Source organism: Lysobacter sp. Root604, assembly GCF_001427505.1.
Lineage (GTDB): Bacteria > Pseudomonadota > Gammaproteobacteria > Xanthomonadales > Xanthomonadaceae > Lysobacter.
Map to the genome: position 1 here is coordinate 1,208,787 of NZ_LMGS01000001.1, position 19,503 is coordinate 1,228,289.

24 protein-coding genes are annotated in these 19,503 nt (G+C 57.6%); 3 read left to right on the forward strand and 21 right to left on the reverse strand.

Going from position 1 to position 19,503, the window contains the following annotated elements; genetic code table 11:
• Position 1: 1 nt before the first annotated feature.
• Together mnmA and hflD are read left to right on the forward strand one after the other, a co-directional pair.
• On the forward strand, positions 2 to 1,186 hold the full coding sequence (gene mnmA, locus ASD69_RS05650; RefSeq protein ID WP_056174844.1) for a tRNA 2-thiouridine(34) synthase MnmA: 1,185 nt from the start codon (positions 2 to 4) through the stop codon (positions 1,184 to 1,186).
• A complete protein-coding gene (gene hflD, locus ASD69_RS05655) occupies positions 1,183 to 1,815 on the forward strand; it encodes a high frequency lysogenization protein HflD (RefSeq protein ID WP_056174846.1) in 633 nt (210 codons plus the stop codon). Before mnmA ends, hflD begins: the two co-directional genes overlap by 4 nt.
• Before the next feature lie 706 nt (positions 1,816 to 2,521).
• Here hflD and ASD69_RS05660 read toward each other — a convergent pair.
• The 16 genes from ASD69_RS05660 to ASD69_RS05715 form a co-directional block, all read right to left on the reverse strand.
• The gene (locus ASD69_RS05660) at positions 2,522 to 3,151 is read right to left on the reverse strand and encodes an HAD family hydrolase (RefSeq protein ID WP_056174848.1); all 630 of its coding nucleotides are present in this window, start codon (positions 3,149 to 3,151) and stop codon (positions 2,522 to 2,524) included.
• Positions 3,152 to 3,670: 519 nt separating this feature from the next.
• Entirely contained in the window at positions 3,671 to 3,997 is a 327-nt protein-coding gene (locus tag ASD69_RS05670) for a nucleotide pyrophosphohydrolase (RefSeq protein WP_056174853.1), read from the reverse strand.
• Between the two features lie 79 nt (positions 3,998 to 4,076).
• On the reverse strand, positions 4,077 to 4,310 hold the full coding sequence (locus ASD69_RS21730) for a hypothetical protein (protein WP_157489277.1): 234 nt from the start codon (positions 4,308 to 4,310) through the stop codon (positions 4,077 to 4,079).
• Positions 4,311 to 4,389: 79 nt separating this feature from the next.
• Positions 4,390 to 4,848 carry a hypothetical protein gene (locus ASD69_RS05675; protein WP_056174855.1) on the reverse strand — a complete coding sequence of 153 codons (459 nt, stop codon included), beginning with the start codon at positions 4,846 to 4,848 and terminating at the stop codon, positions 4,390 to 4,392.
• 365 nt (positions 4,849 to 5,213) lie between these two features.
• Positions 5,214 to 5,831 (reverse strand): DUF1294 domain-containing protein, encoded by a 618-nt coding sequence (locus ASD69_RS22615; protein WP_082576283.1) that lies wholly within the window; start codon positions 5,829 to 5,831, stop codon positions 5,214 to 5,216.
• Positions 5,832 to 5,901: 70 nt separating this feature from the next.
• Entirely contained in the window at positions 5,902 to 6,273 is a 372-nt protein-coding gene (locus ASD69_RS21090; RefSeq protein ID WP_082576284.1) for a DUF4274 domain-containing protein, read from the reverse strand.
• Positions 6,274 to 6,333: 60 nt separating this feature from the next.
• On the reverse strand, positions 6,334 to 6,642 hold the full coding sequence (locus ASD69_RS05685; protein WP_157499026.1) for a hypothetical protein: 309 nt from the start codon (positions 6,640 to 6,642) through the stop codon (positions 6,334 to 6,336).
• Positions 6,643 to 6,898: 256 nt separating this feature from the next.
• Positions 6,899 to 7,318: a hypothetical protein gene (locus ASD69_RS05690; RefSeq protein WP_056174861.1), complete on the reverse strand. Its 420-nt coding sequence runs from the start codon at positions 7,316 to 7,318 to the stop codon at positions 6,899 to 6,901.
• Between the two features lie 57 nt (positions 7,319 to 7,375).
• Positions 7,376 to 7,750: a VOC family protein gene (locus tag ASD69_RS05695; protein ID WP_056174863.1), complete on the reverse strand. Its 375-nt coding sequence runs from the start codon at positions 7,748 to 7,750 to the stop codon at positions 7,376 to 7,378.
• 399 nt (positions 7,751 to 8,149) lie between these two features.
• Complete coding sequence (locus ASD69_RS21735) at positions 8,150 to 8,566, reverse strand: DUF4440 domain-containing protein (RefSeq protein ID WP_157499028.1); 417 nt, start codon at positions 8,564 to 8,566, stop codon at positions 8,150 to 8,152.
• Positions 8,567 to 9,389: 823 nt separating this feature from the next.
• Positions 9,390 to 9,719: a hypothetical protein gene (locus tag ASD69_RS21740; protein WP_157499030.1), complete on the reverse strand. Its 330-nt coding sequence runs from the start codon at positions 9,717 to 9,719 to the stop codon at positions 9,390 to 9,392.
• A gap of 56 nt (positions 9,720 to 9,775) precedes the next feature.
• Complete coding sequence (locus tag ASD69_RS21745; RefSeq protein WP_157499032.1) at positions 9,776 to 10,090, reverse strand: hypothetical protein; 315 nt, start codon at positions 10,088 to 10,090, stop codon at positions 9,776 to 9,778.
• A 1,489-nt stretch (positions 10,091 to 11,579) separates the two neighbouring features.
• A complete protein-coding gene (locus ASD69_RS05705) occupies positions 11,580 to 11,894 on the reverse strand; it encodes a hypothetical protein (protein WP_056174867.1) in 315 nt (104 codons plus the stop codon).
• A gap of 96 nt (positions 11,895 to 11,990) precedes the next feature.
• Complete coding sequence (locus ASD69_RS21750) at positions 11,991 to 12,413, reverse strand: hypothetical protein (protein ID WP_157499034.1); 423 nt, start codon at positions 12,411 to 12,413, stop codon at positions 11,991 to 11,993.
• Between the two features lie 1,443 nt (positions 12,414 to 13,856).
• Positions 13,857 to 14,237, reverse strand: a complete 381-nt coding sequence (locus ASD69_RS21755; RefSeq protein ID WP_157499036.1) for a hypothetical protein — start codon at positions 14,235 to 14,237, stop codon at positions 13,857 to 13,859.
• 145 nt (positions 14,238 to 14,382) lie between these two features.
• Positions 14,383 to 14,868 carry a hypothetical protein gene (locus ASD69_RS05715; RefSeq protein ID WP_056174871.1) on the reverse strand — a complete coding sequence of 162 codons (486 nt, stop codon included), beginning with the start codon at positions 14,866 to 14,868 and terminating at the stop codon, positions 14,383 to 14,385.
• Here ASD69_RS05715 and ASD69_RS21760 point away from each other — a divergent pair.
• Positions 14,852 to 15,217, forward strand: a complete 366-nt coding sequence (locus ASD69_RS21760) for a hypothetical protein (RefSeq protein ID WP_157499038.1) — start codon at positions 14,852 to 14,854, stop codon at positions 15,215 to 15,217. The two genes, ASD69_RS05715 and ASD69_RS21760, sit on opposite strands and share 17 nt — an antisense overlap.
• Before the next feature lie 570 nt (positions 15,218 to 15,787).
• On the opposite strand, the gene ASD69_RS21765 is transcribed toward ASD69_RS21760, so the two are convergent.
• The 5 genes from ASD69_RS21765 to ASD69_RS21770 all read right to left on the reverse strand — a co-directional run bounded on the left by ASD69_RS21765 (position 15,788) and on the right by ASD69_RS21770 (position 19,288).
• Positions 15,788 to 16,081: a hypothetical protein gene (locus ASD69_RS21765; RefSeq protein WP_157499040.1), complete on the reverse strand. Its 294-nt coding sequence runs from the start codon at positions 16,079 to 16,081 to the stop codon at positions 15,788 to 15,790.
• Between the two features lie 932 nt (positions 16,082 to 17,013).
• Positions 17,014 to 17,472, reverse strand: coding sequence for a hypothetical protein (locus ASD69_RS05725; RefSeq protein ID WP_056174876.1), 459 nt, complete (start codon positions 17,470 to 17,472; stop codon positions 17,014 to 17,016).
• An 80-nt stretch (positions 17,473 to 17,552) separates the two neighbouring features.
• Positions 17,553 to 17,936, reverse strand: coding sequence for a hypothetical protein (locus ASD69_RS05730; RefSeq protein WP_056174878.1), 384 nt, complete (start codon positions 17,934 to 17,936; stop codon positions 17,553 to 17,555).
• Between the two features lie 22 nt (positions 17,937 to 17,958).
• The gene (locus ASD69_RS05735) at positions 17,959 to 18,444 is read right to left on the reverse strand and encodes a hypothetical protein (protein ID WP_056174879.1); all 486 of its coding nucleotides are present in this window, start codon (positions 18,442 to 18,444) and stop codon (positions 17,959 to 17,961) included.
• A 457-nt stretch (positions 18,445 to 18,901) separates the two neighbouring features.
• Positions 18,902 to 19,288 carry a hypothetical protein gene (locus ASD69_RS21770; RefSeq protein WP_157499044.1) on the reverse strand — a complete coding sequence of 129 codons (387 nt, stop codon included), beginning with the start codon at positions 19,286 to 19,288 and terminating at the stop codon, positions 18,902 to 18,904.
• Positions 19,289 to 19,503 lie beyond the last annotated feature (215 nt).

Consider the following 19,503-nt stretch of genomic DNA (forward strand, 5'->3'; position numbering starts at 1 on the left):
AGTGGCTTCGCTACGCACCGTGGTGGGCATGTCCGGCGGCGTCGATTCGTCGGTCGCCGCGCTGCGCCTGCGCGATGCCGGCGAGCCTATCGCGGGCTTGTTCATGCAGAACTGGGCCGATGACGATGCGCAGGACAGCGCGAGTGCCGCTGAAGGCAGGAAGCCGAAAGCGGCCGGCAAGAGCGACTGCCGGGCGGAGGACGACCGCCGCGACGCGGTCGCGGTCTGCGGCCGGCTCGGCCTGCCCATCCACTTCCGCGATTTCTCCAGCCAGTACTGGGACGGCGTGTTCACCCACTTCCTGGCCGAATACGCGGCCGGCCGCACGCCCAACCCGGACGTGCTGTGCAACCGCGAAATCAAGTTCAAGCACTTCCTGGACGCCGCCCATGAGCTGGGCGCCGAATTCATCGCCACCGGTCACTACGCCCGGATCGAGCGCGTCGGCGGCCGCCAGCGCCTGCTGCGCGCCGCCGACTGCGGCAAGGACCAGAGCTATTTCCTGCACCAGCTCGGCCAGGCCCAGCTGGCCTCCACCCAGTTCCCGCTGGGCGATCTGATCAAGCGCGACGTGCGCCAGATGGCCCTGGACGCCGGTCTGCCGACCGCGGCCAAGAAGGACTCGACCGGGATCTGCTTCATCGGCGAGCGCGACTTCCGCGAGTTCCTGTCGCGCTACCTGCCCGCGCGCGAAGGCGAGATCCGCGCCGTCGATGGCGAGCGCGCCGACGGCCGGGCGATCGGCCGCCACGCGGGCGTGTTCTATTTCACCCTCGGCCAGCGCGAAGGCCTCAATATTGGCGGCGTGCGCGGCTACGAGGCGGCGCCCTGGTACGTGGTCGGCAAGGACGTCGCCCGCAACGTGCTGTACGTGGACCAGGGCAGCGACAGCCCCTGGCTGCGTTCGCAGGCGCTGTGGTCGGAAACCGCGCACTGGATCGACGGCGCGCCGCCCGCGCGGCGCTTCGCCTGCAGCGCGCAAACCCGCTACCGCCAGCCGGACGAGGCCTGCGAGGTCGAAGTGCTGGACGACGGCCGCCTGCAGGTGCGTTTCGCGCGCCCGCAACGCGCGGTCACCCCCGGTCAATCGCTGGTGCTGTACGACGGCGAGGTCTGTCTGGGCGGCGCCGTGATCGCCGCCACCGACGCGCCGCTGGAACAACATTTGAAGGTCAATGCCGCATGAGCTCCACCGCCTCCCCCGCTTCCTCGGCGATTTCCGAGCGCGTGCTCGCCCTGGCCGGCCTGGTCCAGGCCCTGGCCCAGGTCCGCCGCATCGCCGACACCGGCCAGGCCAACGCCGCGGTGCTGGGCACGGCGCTGGACTCGGTGTTCCGCATCGACGCCGCCTCGCCCGCCCAGGTCTATGGCGGCACCGAGGCCCTGCGCCCCGGCCTGGTGCTGCTGCGCGACTACTTCGTCAACGACACCAAGGACGAGCAACTGCCGCGCCTGGCGATGGCGGTGATGCAGCTGGAGCGCCGTTTCGTGCGCGACTCGGCCATGGCCGAACGGGTGCAGGCCGGCATCCGCGCCCAGTCCGGCGCCGCCGAACGCCTGGGCAGCGCGCATCCGGACGTACTGGCCGCGCTGGGCGGGCTGTACGCCGAAACCCTGAGCCACCTGCGCCCGCGCGTGCTGGTGCAGGGCAACCCGCATTACCTTGGCCAGGCCAACGTGGTCGCGGAAGTGCGCGCGGTGCTGCTGGCGGCGGTGCGCTCGGCGGTGTTGTGGCGTCAGCTGGGCGGCAGCTTGTGGGACTTCCTGCTGCGCCGGCGCGACATGATCGCGGCGCTCCACGCCTATCTCGACTAGCTCGAAGCCGCCCGGCGGTGAAGCCGCAGGCAGCCACCGTAGGATGCGGTAAGCCCTAGGCGCACCGCATCGGCGCCATCGAACGGCCGCGACGCCGAGGGCGACGCGTAACGATGGCCAAAGTGCGCCAGGGCGCCCCTATCGACAGAGCAGCTTAGAGCGTGCTGCCGCCGTGGGCCCAGGCCCAGGCTACCGCCGCGATCAGGACCAGGCCCAAGGTCCAGCGCAGAGCACGGTCCAGCCGGTCGGCTCGAAGCGATTTAACGGATTTCATTGCATTCCCCCTGCGCGTGCAATCACACACCAGCACGCGTTTTGCATCTGCGAATGCCGTCACGTCGCCGTGCAGCGCAGCGCCGCGGAATGCGACCTGCTTCGCGTCTTCGCATCGCGGTCCTGCGACGATGCGTCCTGCCTATGAAGAATACGCCGCGCACTTGAAACGCCGGCCAAATCCGGCGGGCTCCAGGCTCGCGAAGATGGCGATGCATTCATCGCGATGCAAAGGCAACGCCAGCCGGCTACCGGAGTAGCCCCACGTAGGATGTGGTGAGCGCAGCGAACCGCATCGCCACGCACCGCCAACTGCGGCCCGTCCCCGGCTCGCCCCGGACACGAAAACCGCCATGCGAGCGCAGGCATGGGCCAGTCCGGCACGGGAACGGGTTGCGATGCAGCTTCGCTGCCACTCGCCCCATCCCGCGAGTCACAGTACGTCCAGCGCCTCCAACACCCCGCCGAGGTCGGAAATCGGGTCGGCCGCCTCATCGCCCAGCCTCGCCCCCTCGCGCCGCAGCAGCAGGCTACGCATGCCGAACCGGCGCGGGCCGTGCAGATCGGCTTCGGGCGTATCGCCCACCATCAGCACCTGCGCGGGCTCACAGCCCAGCTCGCGGCAGACGTGGGCATAAATGGCCGGTTCGGGCTTGATCGCGCCGACCTCGAAGCTCCAGGCGTAGGCGTCCAAGGGCGGCAGCAGAGCCAGCACCGGCGCCGCATAGGGCGCGGCCAGGTTGGAGCACAGGCCGAGCTTGAGGCCCCGCCCGGCCAGGGCCTGCAGCACGCCCAGGGTGTCGGGGAACAGGCGCACCGATGCCAGTTCGGCTTGCAGCTCGCCCTCCAGCGCGGCCAGCTCCGACGCGGAAAGATCGGCCCCGAGCAGCGCCGCGGCGTCAGCCAGGTCGAGCCGCCGGCTCATGATCGTAGCGGCGTCGCCGGCCTGTCGCGCCCGCCCGGCCGCCTCCATGCGCGCCAGCAACGCCCGGAACGGCGCGCGCCGTTCGCCGATGCGCACCAAGGTGCCGTACACGTCGAACACCACCGCCCGTATCGTCATCGCAAATCCGCCTGAAACCGGAATGCCAGCCTAGCGCGCCAAGCGCGCATCGCCGAGCGTAATGGCCACGACGGGGCCCGATCACGACGCGATCCATCTACGGACAACCCAGGCCTAGCATCGCCAAGGTCATTCATGTCCTCTGCAACTCACTAAGCGAACAGCGCGAAGGGCACAGGCCACCAATAGCCTGCGCCTCCCAATGGAACAGGTGTCCAGAAGAGGAGAACTACCGCCGCCCTGATCGATATCTTGAGCCATTGTTTGGACATGCGCCTGGTCAAGAGCCAAGTGATAGCAAAGACGATGGCAAAGACCACGGCGAGAACCGCATAGAGGAATATCGCCAACTCCGTGGGGTCTGAAGCATGCGCGAGGGTTGGACTTACGAGCATCGAAAAGAAAACAAACGAGCGATTTGGAAGCGAGTTAAGGCCTTTCGAGCATCTTCGATGGCTGGCAACAGGCCTAACGCCCGAATTGAGCCGAGCCGCGATGCGGCGTCGGATGAACCAATGGCTATGCATCCAGCTCGCCGGATACATGTGCAACCAGCTCGCCGGTGTTCTTGACAAACTCCGCCTCCAAGTCGATGCCGCACTTATTTGCAAGCACAATAATGGACCATAAACAGTCCGACAATTCATGGCCGAGCTTTGCTTTGCAGTCGTCGATATGTCTGATGCCCGCGTTCGCCTGAATCAGCTTTGCCAGATCGCCCACATCGCCCACGAAGCCGAGCGCAAGCTCTTCTGTGCTCCAGACACGCCCATACCTTTTGATCTCGAGCTTTTCGTAAAGCTCGTTTAGCTCAAGCGCTAGTTTCTCGATGTCACTGAGCTTCATGATTGCATAGCACCTGTTAAGCCGAGCCGCGAAGCGCTCTGTTTGGATGAAATGGGTTCTGACCTGGACAGACAGGCCCTCATTTGCGCAGCAACTCCGGTGATTCCGCAGGATCGAAGCGGGCCTTTCCGTCTTTGTCCATAGAGAACGTGTTGGTAAGTTCCTTTTCAAGCGGCAGCACTGCTTCGGGTGTGACCGGAACGATCTGACGAACAGCACGCCTAATCTTGCGGTGCGATGCTGCTTTGTCGGATTTTTCGGACGTCGCTGATGTAACCCCACTGACAGGCGTCTTGCGCTTTGATCTCGCCATGAACCTACTCCTGCCTACTAACACGCGAGCGAAGACGACCCACACAGCGGTGTCGGATTGAACGAATTACCAGAGGCTTTCACTGGATGCCGCAGCCGCTGACCTGCCGGCTATCGGCGCGCACATAACTTGCCGTGTTGCCGGTCTTTTCGCTATGCAGCAGCAATTGGTCGTACGCAGGCGAGGCAGATAGCTCTATAGGGATCGCGTAACCGTTCGCATTAGCGAGGAGAGACACAGATCGACCAGAATGCCTATGCAAAAACTCAATGCTGCCTTTGGCCCGGATGACCATACCCGTCCCGTCTTCGTTGAACTGCAATGAGTCCTTGGGGCTATTGTCGGGATCTTCGCAAAGAACCCAGGTCCCAACGAGCCAACCGACTTTAGGACTCTGATCCGGCTGAGCAGCAACCTCCATGGAAGCCAGCAAAAGAAGCAAATAAAACATCAAGTTACGAAACACCATAGCCACCTCAACTCCGAACCAAGCCCAGCCGCGAAGCAGTTTTGGCCTGAACAACCAGCTATCTCTCATATGAATCCTGCTTCACGCAATGCGCTAGCGATAGCGATTGGCTCCGCCGTCGCACCAACAGGAAAAATGTCCAACTCCGGCTCCCAACCTGCCGGAGCCCGCGCTGTTGAATGCTCATAGCTGAGACAGGATTGACACCACTCCCAAAGGCCCCGGCCGCCGTCATGCCACCTAAGAAGCCTGCGCTCGCCACACACAGGACAAGGATGGGCGACGCGTATCCGCGCGGGGGCTTCGGAAAAGGCTTGGCGCCATGCGCCCAGCAGGGCCGAAGGCACACCTTCCCAAACGCTGGGGGTATCGGACATAAGCGCAAAAGCCTGAATTAAGCAGCGCCGCCAAGCGGCGTCGACTTGAGTGAATCGTTAGCTGCCGAGAAGTGCGGTTGTCAACGACCTCGCGGCACCACTGCGTATAAGCCAAATAGTAGCAACAATGTTAATAAGAACGGTAACCCAGAAAACCGATTGAAACGATGTCTTCACGGTCTTATGGCGAAACCGTTGCTGCGCCATGAGCGCGCCAGGCCAGCCGCCAAGCGCATCCACGAAATGCAGCGTGCTTTCCGGAGTGCGCTGCATGCCCTTCCCCGCTGCAGCCTTGTCTACCGAGTACATGATGTAAGACAAGCAACTCAGCAGCACATAGCCGGCAATGATTGCGAAGGGAATGAAACCGAATAGCACGCCAAATACGCCTGCAAGCAAGAATAGAACGCCGATCGCCAACCTTGGCATTGGCCTGGATGACTTGCGTTGCTCGATCTTCTGACCGGCATAACGCACATCCACTGCGTTCGCGCGGCCGCGATCGTCCTTAGACACCGAGTACGAGATGAGGTCTCCGTCAACAGGGCGACGAGACCCGGGCTGGAATGCTTTGATATGAACAAAGGCACGGACGCTGCCGCCACCGGCATGCGGCGTGACGAAGCCATATCCTTTTTCCTCGTTCCAGCCTGAAATTCTTCCTACAAGTCTCATGGCAAGTTCGCTTTACGAATAACGCGCGAATGAGGCCGAACCGCGAAGCGGCTCCAGTTCGAACGAACTATCAGACCGACCAACTGCCACCAAGAAGTAGGCTAGGCACGCCGAGCTTTCGGTACTTATAGATCTGAACCTTGGTCAGCGGGACCTGGAACGAAGTTGCGCCTTGAACATAGTGCCCACTCAAAATTCGTTGAGTGATCGAGCTACAGAAGCATCGCCAGTCTGCGTTGTACGCGCCGTTAGATACCTCTCCGAGGTAAATCGAAATGGCGTTAGAAAGCCAGAACAGTTCAAGAGCTACTGCAAGATCACAATTTGGGTGATCTGCGATCGCTTGTGGAAAAGCAAAGCCGTCATCCCAATTGTAGTCAAGGCACATATGCCACAGAGTTTCCGGGGTAGCATCGCGGGGCACATGGATGAAAAGTGTCATTCGGTGCGAGCCTAACGCCTGAACTAAGCCACGCCGCGGAGCGGCCGATTGAACTAATCGCTAGTCGCGATCACGCAAGCCTTGATCGCGCAGCTTCTTGATTCGCTCATGAATCTTGTCGGACCTAAACTTGAAGAAGTAGTAGAGCGCTATAAACCCTACAAAGGCAGCGGGCGCGATGCTGCGCCCTAACGCGCGCCCCAACTGGTACGGCCCTAGATCCGAGCGCGACGCCATGACGAGGTTAAACACTATAAACGCCCCTGCCAGCACCAAATAGATGGCGGCGCCGTTGATGGTCAGAGTTCGCCGCGCCGAATTGATAACTTTTGCGATGCCTAGACAGGCAAGAAAGATCAAAGCGAACACGAAAAAAAGCACAAAACCCCCAATAGTTTTGAATGTCTCGCGTGAGAAGCGACCGATCGGCGTACTCGTGATTCACGAATATAGCCGTGTGCGCCATCACTGGATAGCCTGATGCGCGTCATAGGAAGACCTACGAGAGCCGTCACCGCTTCCGGCCCGCAGGAAAACGGAGACCGTCAGATAGGCATACACGCGCGATGACATTCGGCTTGAGCGCGCGAATCCCGTTCGGCCTGAATGACCATCAGACCGCATCTTAAACGTCCATAAGAACGATACGAGACTCGCCCGCCAGGATGGCCCGTAGATCCGCATCGAGTTTCGCGACCGCCACAGTAGTGTCGATTCTTCTGAAGAGGCGCTTCCAGAGAGAGACCTCAGCCTCCGGAAAGCAATGCCAGATCACGTCCTCCTTGGCGGGTGGCGGGTCTCCCGGTTTTGCGGTGTCGTAGTCAGCGACACTCCCGCAACCGACCCACAACATGAAAGGGGCTCGCAAGCACACCAGGCAGCGCCCCCAATCCTCATCAATGACAGGCTCGACGACATAGCCACGCCCCTCCAATTGGACTTTCAGCCACGCAGCAAGCTGCCTGCCGTACATGCGAGGATTGATCAGCTCATCCTCGCCCGGCTCTATGTCAAACAGGGTTGACTTAAACCGATAGCCTTCCATGCGACCTGACACCTGAATTAAGCCGAGCCGCCTAACGGCTTCAGCTTGAATGAATAACTAGGGTTCAGCCGGAATGACGTGTCCAATGCGCCAAAGCACACCTGTAGGATCGATGAGTGTGAAGTCCCTGATCCCCCAGGGCCTATCATCTGGCGGACTAAGGCGAACCGCGAACTTTGCGACTACATCCGACGCTTCGACGTTCCGATACCAATCGTCTGCATTTGAGACAAGCATGTGCATTACGAAGTTGTTTGCATGCTCCGGATTGTAGAACTGCGAAAGCAGAAATGAGGTCTTACCAAAACGAAGATAAGCGAGCTCATCCGACTCCATCGTCGCTTCGAAGCCGATCGCCTCGTAGAAAGCTATGGACTCGGCAAGCTCCCGAGCCGGAACAAACGCTTTGATCTCAATCGTCTCCAGATTCATGCGCCCCCCCTACAAGGCCAAACGCCGACATTGAGCCGACCCACAAAGCGGCTTCGACTTGCATGATTGTTCAGGCTCGACGGGCGATGCAAGCAGCTCCTTGAGCTTCACCCTATTCCCCAGAACGCATCTTTGAACGCCGACCCGAGTTGCCTGAGGGTCTTGTTGTCGCCACCACGCAGCGCAACCCGAATGAGTTGCATGAAAGTAGCCAGTCCAAGGGCCAAGAAGACAACAAGACCGAGACCGTCACGGAACGCGCACGCAACCCCAAACCAGAAGATAGCCAGGGCTAGCAAAGCCAGAGCTTGCTTCCTCTCACCGTTTGCCATGTCTATTCCCTAGCGCTAGCGCCTGAATTAAGCCGTGCCGCGAAGCGACTTCGGCTTGAATGAATTGTCAGGCATCGTCGTCGACCCAGGCAAGCGAGGATATGCGCCACCCATCGCTTAGATCTACAAGCTGGAAGCACTTGGTGCCTGACCCCGAGTAGTCGCGATCGTTGAGTATCCCGAGCTTGCTGTAGCGTGATGTGCGAGTCGCTATGCCGCCAAAAATGGATGTACTTGAGTCGGTCTCGTATTCGTGAAAGTCTCGCAGCGTGCCATTTGCAAGCAGATCAATACGCGGCAACGCAAACTCGAGTGGAGTGTAGATAGCTGTCGCGGCTTTAGAATGGCGAACAATAACCGCCTTATCACTGAAGCAGTCAACGACACGTTTCATCTCCGGCAGAACACCACCGCGATTGTCGAAGGCCGAAAAGAAGGCACCGATGAGTGCATCAATCTTATCTCGCTCGTGCTGATCGCTCATGCGAATCCTAATGCCCGAGTTGAGCCGAGCCGCGAAGCGGGTTCGGCTTGAACGAATTGTTAGGCGACACTGCCGACCGCCCTACCGCAGTGCAAGCACTTGCGAGTATAGGGATTACGCCAGAACGTGCCCGAGGCAAATCGATTGTCGCAGTGGGGGCAACGAAATAGCCAGACGTAGTTTGCCGTCAGCGCAGGAGCCAATACCGCGAAGAAGGCCAGTACATAGAAGACCCAGTCCACGCTAAGTGCGCTAGCCAAGAAACCACCAGCCAGACCAATTGCTACAGAAGCCGGAAGCGAACGCAGATGCAATTGTTGGCGTTTGCGGTACTGGGACCACTGATCTTCAAGGTATGCAGGATTCAACATGTGCCGTCTAACGCCTGAACTAAGCGGACCCGCGAAACAGGTTCGGATTGAATGAACTGTCAGGTGACAGGTGCCCACCGACCGTGAGCAACATCTCTGACTCGCTATTCCAACTCCGATTCATACACTTCCACCTCATATAGGCAGTCGCTCCCAACGGCCGGGAAGTACGCCAACACCATCGGCAGACCATCTTCGCCGGTGAATCCCTGATCCAGAACCACCATGTCTCCGATCTGCGGAGCACGCCCTGCCGCTGTGAGGAGCCGGTAGCGCTCCGCGGGTATCTCAACCAGAAGACGAGCACAAGGATTTACCATTGTTTCCATGAGTGCCACCTAACGCCTGAGTTAAGCCGGACCGCTGCGCGGCGCGGCGTGATGACACACCTCACCATTTCAGACGAGTCGCGAAGCGGTCTCGGCATGAACGAATTGTAGCCCCCTTAGAGATCAGTCCATCCAGCCGTAAGGTGGTGATTGGCCAGTTCTCAGTTCAACAGCAAGGGGAACGGGAATGTCGACAGACTTCCGGATCAATGAAAAGCCCCAGCGTGCGTGCATTTCGTAGCGCCCGTTGAAATCTTTGTCCACTAGGGCCCAGTCACAGTCATCACAGCCACGTAAATGCAGCTCGAAGTCCGCAACACCGTCATTGTTACGGTCGTAGTAGGCGACGCCAATGAAGTCACCTGACGCAGGATCGGTAGCTTGAGGTTCTGCGTGCTCTGGTGCACAAGCTGCGAGCAGAACAACTATCAAAAGAGCGGTGCCATTTCGCATAGAAGCCTAGCGCCTGAATAGAACCGACCCGCAAAGCAAGCTCGGCTTAAGAATTGTCAGGCCCCGCCTGCTTGATACGCAAGCAATGCCTCACGAACCACCAAGAGCTCTGTCGCCCAACCACGAGGGTCAGGGCTGATCTCAAATCGCTCCCCGGCTGGCCAGGTTGACTCAATCGTAAAATTGCGGCCGTTTAACTGAAAGCGACAGAAGGGCTTACCGCGAAAGCCAGACAGGACACCTGGCTTCTGCGTCACCAGCACGCCCGGAATGCTTGAAACGATGCGTGCAACAGTTCGCCTACCGATCGACGAGGAGATCTCGATGGACCAAATGCGCCCGGGCTTTGGCGAGTTGTCATAAACCTTCATGCGGCGCCTAACGTTTGAGTTCAGCGGCCGCCGCAGGCGGCCCGCTGGAACGATGGACTAGGCCTGATGCCTCACTCATTCCATGCCCCTTCAGGTTCGATATCAAGCCTTCCATCGCGAACGAAAGCGCGATAGATGCTCCCGCTCGCAACCAGCCCTTCACTGAGTCGACCGGTTTTGATTTCGTAGTCGGCGTCAAGGGCTACCTGGTTCCCGTGAACGTCCTCGTACGGATATGAATTGGGCGTCCATACCTGAATGACCATCTCCCCCGACAAAGTCCTCACCCGGTCGCATAGCTCGCGTTCGAGTTCGTCCTTCGGTGTGTATGGCAACGGATTTACGGTCGTCAGTCGCATGACAGCCTAACGCTGAATTAAGCCGACCCGCGAAGCGGGTTCGGTTTGAATGAATTGTTAGGGCCGAACCTAATAGTCCGAGCCCCAGCTCTCAATCTCAACAGCACAACCAAAGATGGACGATAAGGCTGCCCGGTGGAGGACAAGCCACGATAGCAGGGGCTCACTATAGCTATCAGAATGCAGGACTGCGACGGGAGATCCCTTGGGCGCGGAAATCTCAAGCGCGACGAAGCCCGGCCCTTTAGCGCGCTGCATTGACCCAATGGAAATACGGGCAGCTGGCCAAGTAACGCTCATGCAGCGCCCCTTGTGACATAGGCCAGCAGTTCCGGCAGCCTCATCTGTCCACGCAACAAGGTGCCACAAGCGACCCGATGCCAAACGATTTCGGACCTCGGGTGGCGCGACCTCGAAAGAACACGAGCCCACTCCAAGCCGAAAGGGAATCGCTGCACTTGTCTCAAGAGTTACAATTCTCACTTTGGGTCAAGACGCCTAAATTAAGCCGAGCCGCGAAGCGGCTTCGACTTGAATGAACTGTCAGCAGGAACTGCACCAATCGTCGCCCCTGCTAGCCAAAATGCCGCACCGCGAACTCAAATCACTGCTCCAGCATGTTCTCGGCTGGGTTCGAGCCTGCCCGATTCATCGCACAGCCTTCTTGGATAAATGTCGGATGTAATAAGACGACTCTGCGGCAGGTATCAGGCGGAAGTGCTTATATGGCTCCTGTCCGTTGCCGTACAGGAGGTAAGCGTTCTTATCGGACAGGCGAACCTCGTAGTTGCATGGCGACGCTGGAAAAGTGCGGCGCGTAGTGAACCTATCCCCGGATTTTCGCCCCCCTTTCCAGCCGAGAAGCACCTCCCATAAAACAGTTTCGCGGAAGCTTTCGGCGTAACGAAGATCAGCGGCTTGTCGGGGCCGGAATGAAACCGCTACTGGCCGCGCCAATACAACAATTTCACTACGCTCGAACTCGTAATCGGGAGGAAATAGAACGATCGAGCATGCTGCAGTTGGCGCAGAAGCCGTCAACAAAGATAGAAAGACGATCATGCACTTCATGTTGCACCTGTCGCCAGAGTGGAACCGGCCCGAGGAGCGGCCTCAGCTAAAATGATTAGCTAGGGCATTATCCTGCGAAAGAAGCCCGTCACGATGCAAGTAGCCAACAATACGATGAGAATTTGGTGAATGCGGTAGTGCCGCCGAATGGCGATGTGGTCCGGGTCAGATAGATCATGGGCCGTGGGTACCTTTCGCATGCGGAAGAGGTTGAGGACGATTCCAACTGGTGAGCCGCCGAAGCGGACATTTCCGAGATCCGGGTAGCTCAGTCGTTGCGACTCCACCGCTTTTCGGACCTTCCTGGCCAGCAACCAATCGCTCGCTATGACGGCAATAAATAGGCCCACGCATAAGTTGTACAGCAGCGGCATGAATTCTCCGAGTGATCTCGCGCATGAACTAGGCCGCCCTGCGAAGCGGCTTTAACTTGAATGGACTCTTAGGCCGCGTGCCACCTCAGCCCATGGTCAGTCCGCCGCCGAGGGTGCAACTCGGCGGACCCGGCCTTGCAGCCAACTGTCGACAATCTCTTGCCCAGAAAGATCAACCTCTGCTCTATCCAACAAGCTGATAGATATCTCATTCACATCACCCTTGAGTTCTAAGGGCTCGATCTCCCAGTGGCTATCAAAAAGAGCGCCCCCGATTTTTGCCCCTGACAGAACGAGATCAACGCCAGGGGCGCCTCTGTACTCCGTCTTGAGGTATATGAGGAATGCCAACTTTGCTCGGAGAGCGTAATCCTCCAGGGTCCATAGGCTTTTTCCGCCCTCGGGGCTTTGCCAAAGCTGAGACTCCCTCAAAACATCTCTGGACAGTTCATTTATGTCGGTAGTGAGTTGAACAAGTGACGGTTTGGGGCGGACTAGGTAGTAGCTATTTGTTCTCATCGAAACTCCTTAAGCACCGATCGTGCCCGATACTTGCCACGGCGGCTCATGCCTGAGTCTAAGCCGCGTCAAGGGCGCCAGCTTGAATGAACTGTTAGGCCCGTAGGTCAACTACCGCAAGCAGCAGATGAGCAGATGACCCGCAGTAGAAGCGACGGCCCTCACTGCCCTCAAGTGCCCCTCGCCCACGCTGATATCTCTCAAATATGGTTCCAGCAGCTTCGAACTCGCGACCGCATTGCGAACACCATACAAAACCAAGCCCTTTTTCGAGGGCCTCTGCTGCCATGAACTCGAGCAGCCGTCCCTCAGTCGGGGTGACGGCGCTGAGTGGGTAAGGGTCATCGGAAAGCCCACTAGTTGTTGCGGCCGCAAGTTGGAGCGCGATTGGGCGCAGCTCCACCTCCAAATGAGGCACCGTGTCCAGTAGGCCGACGAGGTATGCCTCGCATACGGCAAGAGGCAATCGCAGGCGACAGAGTTCCCGGCGCTTTTTTACTATCGGATAGCTGACGTGTATGGTTATACGACCTAACGCCTGGATTAAGTCAACCCTCGAAGCGGGTTCGGATTGAATGAATTGCTAGCTGTCATCCGGCGGCGCCTGCTGGTCGCTCGGTCGTGGGAAAACCTCATTTCGGATCCTTTCGAGACGAACTACGACCTCTGCGTTTGACTCGCAATCATCTGAAGTTATTTCCGCGAATTGGGCAGGAGTGATGTAGGCCTGCAAAATGGCATCGTCCAACATAGATTGAAACTCCGAGATGAGCGTTTTCATCTCCGCGTGGAGGGTGCCATCTCGAATCATGGCTCGAAGCTCGTGCGTCTCGTACCACTCCATGTGGCAAAAGGTTCGAAGCACCAATCGGAGCGTTTCCGGGACATCCCGCATGACTTCAATGTTCCCTAGAGCCTGAATTAAGCCGAGCCGCGAAGCGGGTTCGGCTTGAATTGACTGTCAGGCCGATACCAGCGATTCGACGGGGGCATCAAAAGTAGGACAACAGCAGCTAGCTGGAGAAATCCTTGAGCTGCGTACATGACCTTAAGAGCATCGGAATTGCGCGAAACAGCGCCTACGAGCAAGACAACGTTGACTGCCATGAGAATAACTACCAACCATCTGCCCCAGTTCCGGCGAGAGCAGATAGCGAACAACATAGCTGTGGAAACAAGTAGGCCAAGGAGCAGGCCGGCAATGAAGATAGGCGCTCTAGGAATGCCCACTCTAGTTATGGCAATAATTAGTCCGATTGCGTAGCTGATCCCGTAGAGCCATGCGGAGATTGCGACAGAAGCTGGTCGCGTCGCGCGCGACGAGATCGGCAACGGAGCAGCAGGTGCAGAGTAAGGATTGTGTGACATCGGCCTAACGCTCGAATTAAGCCGAGCCGCGAAGCGGCTTCGGCTCGAATGAATTGTTAGGCTCCGCTGCCGAGGTCATTTGGGATTGACCCGGTGGCGGAGGACGACACCTTGATGGCTAACATAGATGTGAGTTTGCCCACCGAGCTGATGCTGACAGGAGCCAACCTCCCAACAATCGCTTTCAAGCCTCATTGTGAAGGACGGTTTCCAGCCAAGCCCCCTGCTCTGGGCGTAGTCCTTGGCAGCAGAAATTGCAATGGAGGGATCTAGCGGAACGATTTCCGGGGTGATCCTGCCCGTGGCCTCAATAATGCGAATGACGCACTCATTCTCCGCCTGAACTCGCCACTCTCCATCCTCAAGGTCGATCCAGTATGGGGGGCGCCACGGCCAACCTCGTGTTTGGGCAGCAGCGCCAGCAATTTTGAAGGCTTCAATCTCGTCGGCATGCATATCAAGGGACCTAAAACCTGAATTAAGCTACGCCGCAAAGCGGCTTCGGTTGAATGAACTGCTAGGACTCTACACGTTGAATCCGCCAGCTGGACACCGCCTCAATTAAGTCGAGCCGCGAAGCGGCGTCGGCTTGACTGAACTGCTAGCCCTCATGGCCCGGTACCTCCGGATAGCGATCATAGATTGCCGATGGAGGCTCCCGCATGTATGTGAGAAAGTCAGCCTCTCCAAGAACCTGTGCCGGATCCAAGCGCTTCAAGAACCTGCGAAAGCTCCTGGACGAGGATTTTTCCGAGTCCGGGTTGCTACGCGCCAGCAACCCAAGCAGCTCAGATACAGTGACCGCTCGGCCAGGCAGTAACTCGTACTCAACCAAACTCATGCTCCAGAGCCAGTTGAGCTTGCTGAGCCAACGTCGCCGATACCCAGCTACTTGAAACTCACGTAGCTGGCCATGCCGATCCACCAACCAGCGGAACTTCTGATCGGTACGGGCGTCTTCACTGCAAAGATAGCGGTTAGCGCCGACGTGGCGAAAATTCCACAAGGCGATCAGTTCTTTTCCGCAGGGCACGATGTCGTCACCGAAGCGGTAGATGACGGGGAACGCGATGGGAGCTGTATCCATAAAGCCTGGCGCCTTAAGCCGAGCCGCGATCGGCTTCGGCTTGAATGAATTGTTAGGTCTCGTCCAATACGGTCAGACTCTCACCAACGACGTCAAACTGCTGAAGGAAGTCCGCATCACTTTGATCCTCGATTGCGACAGTGAGAGCAACAAGCTCGTCGCCATCCCTCCGGAGGACATCCACGCCCTGTACCGGAACATCCATCGTTGCATCCTCGTCGAGGGAAATGTGGATACTCATCCCGGGCCCTACAGCGCCTTGGATTATCTCCCCGGCAAAGACAAACAGCAAACGGGAAGTCAGAGGGAAAGCGTACTGAACTTTAAAGATCGCTGCCATAGGGTCTAACACCTGAATTAAGCCGATCCGCGAAGCGGCTTCGACTTGACTGAATTGTCAGGCCCCGACTGCGTGAACCAGGGTATTGCGTGGTCGTTGGTAACGCGAATCAGATCGGAAATGCAGCGATCGTACGTGCTCCACGATGAAGCGTTGAAGCGAAGATGATATGCGTAACCACGATGATCACGTAATTGATCGGTTGAAGGGCCGACAACTCTGAGCGCGGGAGAACCCAGAGGGTCCTCAATAGAAAAGGAGACGCGAATATCGACGGATGCGGTCCGAGGCGGACCATAGCTGCTGCCGAGCCTGAAGAAGCCGATCTGGTCAAATAGATCGCCCCGCGGCCGACTCCAGACCATCTTCTTGGTGCGGGTGAACCCAAGAGGAGCAATGGCACGCGTGAAGTCTCCGCAGGCTCGCTCGAGCCCAGCGCGGACAATCTTTATCAATGGGACCTGAGGATCTTCCATAGAAGCCTAACGCCTGAATTAAGCTAAGCCGCGAAGCGGTTTCGACTTGAATGAATTGTTAGGCCGCGACCACCAAGCGATCCAGCGCTGCTTCTCCCAGTGATCATGAGTGAAGAAGAATGCTGATCGCGATCTCCGGGCGGAGAGCTCCAAGCTCCCGCAAGACACTACGTAGTGCTTTAGCTTCACTTGGGACGCTAACCCCAAGATTTGGCAAGCCTGTGACGACAATCTTGGCAGGCAAAGATCTGTTTTCAGGATCGTACAGCCTATCCCTAAGAATCTCCCACGTAAGCTCTCCGTTGATCTGCATGCCAAAGGCTAAGGCAACCGTTTGCCGCACGAACAATACACTCTTCGCGTGGGTGAGGTCGATGGTGACTTGCTTGGATGTCATTTGAGCCGCCTAACGCCTGAATGAAGCCGACTTGCGAAGCAAGTTCGGCTTGAATGAATTGTCAGGCCGCACCTCGCACGTCTCGGTTAGTAGCAGTGATCTGATATCGCAGCGAGTCGCGGCCCCTTGGGCTACCGAGACTCTCACCGGCTGCGCACAGCAACTGGCAAGGCCGCAGACCAGAAGAAAGTTTGCGAGTAGCGGAATGGTCGGCATAGGCGGCCTAACGCCCGAGCTAAGCCGGGCCGCGAAGCGACTTCGGATTGAATGAATTTCCAAGCACAAGCCTGGCCTTGTAGTTCAGTGACACACCGGCGGGCTATGTCCACCAACAGAACTACCTGGGTGTCACCGGTGGATTGTTTCTGCACGCAATTGACTGCGACAGACCACTTTCTATACCTCTCATAGAAATGGCGATTGCTTGCAACTGATTCCAGGTCGACACTTGTGCATTCGCATTGCCAGACACCCCCTACCCGTTCCGCTAGATAATCAGAAGCTAACTTAATTGCTCTTTCTTCAATTTGATGCTTGCTGAGTCGAATCTCTTACGCCTCGAATTAAGCCAATTCGCGAAGCGGGTTCGGCTTGATGAATTGTCAGACCCCGACATAGTTCCGGAGGCCCTGGTTGCCGGACCAAGTATCCCAGACACCTTGTGGATCGGCCTCGCCGTAGGTTTTCGCAGAGTTACCCTGCGGCCAGACTTTAGACCTACCCAGCAGCGAATGCACGTGAGAAGCGGAACTCCATCCGCCGCCCGGCGAGTGACGTGCTTGGCCCCCCACTCTCGCAAGTCCATACGAACATTGAGATGGTACGACGCATTGCAAGTCGGACAAACGGCATATGGCATCGCGGGCTAACGCATGAATTACGCCGCGCCACGAAGCGGCTTCGGCTTGAACAAATTGTTAGAGCTCAGGCTACTAGACTAGCGTAACGCTCTGTTTCTGCTGGTACGGATAGTCGATGCCATCAAAGAAGAACTGAAGGTTGTCCTCAGGTCCATTTGCTGCCCTGCCGAGGACTTTTTCCATGGCGCAGACACCTATCTGGAATTCCGGCTCGCCTACAACCAGAACAAAGGGATTTTTCTCGTCGCCCCTCAGGTACCTGCCGCCGTAACGGCGCCTGGCGCACTCGAACACATACGCCGATGCCAGAAAGTGTAAATCGTCTGGAAGCTGTGCATTCTGCGCATAGAAGTCCTGGAGAATCCGATCCACCAAAGCGATCGAGTCTCTACTGAAGTCAAGTCTATCTGCATCAATTGGGGAGCCGGGACCTCGGAATGCATTGATGAAGTCATCTGCCTGAGATGCCATTCCATCCTCTATCGATGCGGGCATCTTGGGCTTCTTGCGGAAAATGTCGAAGATACTCATCGGTTTCCCAGCTCGTTGGATGTGAAGCTTAACGCCTGAATTAAGCCACGCCGCGAAGCGGCTTCGGCTTGAATGAATCGTTAGGGCCCAGCGACGCGCTGGAGCAAATCATGGTACTCGCGCTCCCCGGCGTCAGGACCCAGAAAGATTAAATCGTCGGCGATGCCGGACGCGGATGCAACGCCAACGACGAACTCTTGGCCTGTTGCCCGTGCTAGAGCACGTGCAAATGGCACAACCTCGGCCGCTTGAGTGGGGCCAAACTGATCTAGCGGGACGTTGAGGCCTATGAACCAATCCGGGAGATCATCAGGCAGAAGGTCCGGGGTCCGTTCGTGCCGTTGGTTTACGGCGAATGCGCCAATGCTTGACCACTGATCCGCGAGCTGACGAAACGCGGAGACCAGCAATGCTTCCGTTGCTATGTTGTCAGAGTCATCGACGTAGACGTAGATGGTTTGCATGATCCGGGCCCTAACGCCTGAACTAAGCCGACCCGCGAAGCGGCTTCGGCTTGAATGAATTGTTAGGGGGCGTGCCGAGATGCTGGCGCGCAACCTCCTCGATGAAGTCGACAATTTGCGATACGGGAATTGTAAAAACTCCGCCTTCGCCAGCATCGTACGCCTCGCGCCACGCGGCGTAGCCCTCACTCACGTCTGGCGGGTTGGCGGTTGAGCCCTGCAGCTTTATGACACTCAGGTCCAAGGTCTTTGTCGAAACGGGGGCATGCGGAAGCTCCGTTTGCACTTGTCCCGGCAAGCGTTCGTTGGAAATCCTCAGATTGTCCAGGTAGATGTGGAACGCGAGTTCTCCATTGGACAAGGTCTCAACCTTGGCGATGTACAAGCGGGACTGTTCTTCACCCGGACGGGTCTTGTACTGCCAGATCTGACCTGTCTGGTACTCGTGGGAATACGCACCAGCCGAGAAGAGACTAAGAAATATTGCGAGCAGTTTGCGAACCATCATTAGCACCTCTAACACCTGAATTAAGCCGAGCCGCGAAGCGGCTTCGGCTTGAATGAATTGTAGGCGCGAACCTGGACCTTAGGCCGCCTATGGATTGCCACCCAAATGGAATCTTCTTGCCTTGTCATAGCAGACACTGCAAAGAATCTGGACGCCAAGATGGGCGGCCGCCTCTCCAACCCATTCTCCGCCCGTCAACGCCACGCGTTCCTGGCATTCGGCACACCAAGCGTCGGGATGTGGGGTGCCTGGATCATCGGCAGACCAGAAAAAGCCGACACGGCGCCTTTCTTGTAGCCCCTGGACGATGTGCTGGCAGACAAACGTCTCCCGCTGCAGCCCGTGAATCGCACATTCAATAGTGGCTATGTAAGGCACGATAGCTCCGCATTTGGCGCCTAACGCCGCACCGCGAAGCGGTGTCGGCTTGCATGAATTGTTAGCCCGCTCAGTCACCTCAAGCTATCCGTTTTTCAACTGAATTTATCAAGTTCTCTACATCTGCTAATGGATAAGAAAGGCCTTTGTGTCTGTAAAACTCAAAAGCCATCGCATTGCAACCTCTCAATGCCTGTAGCAGGAGTTGAATTGGATCATTTTCTGTTGAATCACCGATAGCAACTTGTACGACTAGACAGGGAGGGCTTGGCGAGAACTGCCCATAGCGAAGTCCGTCAAATGGGATTTTGTTGATCAGAGAACCAGGCACGTAAAAAATTGCGTTGAGTCGTATCTCAGACTCAGCCCGCAAGTCCTTGACGATTCCAGCAATGCGCTGGATCGCTAGGTTGAGTGGGCCACCTCTGAGTTCAGGGCCGCCATAATGAGCACCGATTGAGATCATGGATAAGGGCTAGCGCCTTAATTAAGCCGAGCCGCGAAGCGGCTTCGGCTTGAATGAAATGTTAGGCGCCAGCGTACTCAACCGTGCCGCCGAACAAGAGATTATGAACTCAGCAGCCCTCTGGCAGAGAGGCTGTTGCGGGGAGCGTACCGCCAGAACCAGAGGATCTAGGGAAACTGGATCGATATCTAGATGCTCAGTATCCAGGCTTTCCC